Origin of the sequence: Rathayibacter sp. AY1E6, from assembly GCF_002931115.1 — a bacterium.
Lineage (GTDB): Bacteria > Actinomycetota > Actinomycetes > Actinomycetales > Microbacteriaceae > Rathayibacter.
Genome location: NZ_PSVK01000041.1, coordinates 1 through 1,788 on the forward strand (window position 1 = coordinate 1; position 1,788 = coordinate 1,788).

The window sequence follows — 1,788 nt, forward strand, 5'->3', positions numbered from 1 at the left end:
CCTTCTCTTCGGGGTTGGGGGTCGTAATTTTTTTACGGAGAGTTTGATCCTGGCTCAGGACGAACGCTGGCGGCGTGCTTAACACATGCAAGTCGAACGATGAAGCCCAGCTTGCTGGGTGGATTAGTGGCGAACGGGTGAGTAACACGTGAGTAACCTGCCCTTGACTCTGGGATAAGCGCTGGAAACGGCGTCTAATACCGGATACGACCTGCCCCGGCATCGGGTGCGGGTGGAAAGTTTTTCGGTCAAGGATGGACTCGCGGCCTATCAGCTAGTTGGTGAGGTAATGGCTCACCAAGGCGACGACGGGTAGCCGGCCTGAGAGGGTGACCGGCCACACTGGGACTGAGACACGGCCCAGACTCCTACGGGAGGCAGCAGTGGGGAATATTGCACAATGGGCGAAAGCCTGATGCAGCAACGCCGCGTGGGGGATGACGGCCTTCGGGTTGTAAACCTCTTTTAGTAGGGAAGAAGGGCTTCGGCTTGACGGTACCTGCAGAAAAAGCACCGGCTAACTACGTGCCAGCAGCCGCGGTAATACGTAGGGTGCAAGCGTTGTCCGGAATTATTGGGCGTAAAGAGCTCGTAGGCGGTTTGTCGCGTCTGCTGTGAAAACCCGAGGCTCAACCTCGGGCCTGCAGTGGGTACGGGCAGACTAGAGTGCGGTAGGGGAGAATGGAATTCCTGGTGTAGCGGTGGAATGCGCAGATATCAGGAGGAACACCGATGGCGAAGGCAGTTCTCTGGGCCGTTACTGACGCTGAGGAGCGAAAGCGTGGGGAGCGAACAGGATTAGATACCCTGGTAGTCCACGCCGTAAACGTTGGGAACTAGATGTGGGGACCTTTCCACGGTCTCCGTGTCGCAGCTAACGCATTAAGTTCCCCGCCTGGGGAGTACGGCCGCAAGGCTAAAACTCAAAGGAATTGACGGGGGCCCGCACAAGCGGCGGAGCATGCGGATTAATTCGATGCAACGCGAAGAACCTTACCAAGGCTTGACATATACCGGAAACTTCCAGAAATGGTTGCCCCGCAAGGTCGGTATACAGGTGGTGCATGGTTGTCGTCAGCTCGTGTCGTGAGATGTTGGGTTAAGTCCCGCAACGAGCGCAACCCTCGTTCTATGTTGCCAGCACGTCATGGTGGGAACTCATAGGAGACTGCCGGGGTCAACTCGGAGGAAGGTGGGGATGACGTCAAATCATCATGCCCCTTATGTCTTGGGCTTCACGCATGCTACAATGGCCGGTACAAAGGGCTGCGATACCGTAAGGTGGAGCGAATCCCAAAAAGCCGGTCTCAGTTCGGATTGAGGTCTGCAACTCGACCTCATGAAGTCGGAGTCGCTAGTAATCGCAGATCAGCAACGCTGCGGTGAATACGTTCCCGGGCCTTGTACACACCGCCCGTCAAGTCATGAAAGTCGGTAACACCCGAAGCCAGTGGCCTAACCGCAAGGAGGGAGCTGTCGAAGGTGGGATCGGTGATTAGGACTAAGTCGTAACAAGGTAGCCGTACCGGAAGGTGCGGCTGGATCACCTCCTTTCTAAGGAGCATCTGGACACCGCAGGGTGTTCCAGGCGCCAGATCAAAGCGAATGTCTTTGCTGGTAGCTCATGGGTGGAACATTGAACTAGGTGCTCGGTGAGATCGTCTCGCGTCAGTACAGCCTTCGGGTTGGGAACGCGTCGGGGCGGTGGAGTCGGGTACATGCACGCTGTTGGGTCCTGAGGGACCGGGCCGGCTGCCTTCGGGTGGCGGGGTCGACTCTCCGGATCTT

1 rRNA gene is annotated in these 1,788 nt (G+C 57.2%); it reads left to right on the plus strand.

The features are described 5' to 3' along the window. The first annotated feature begins 31 nt into the window (after window positions 1-31). Window positions 32-1,554, plus strand: a 16S ribosomal RNA gene (locus tag C5C46_RS16400). Window positions 1,555-1,788: the final 234 nt, after the last annotated feature.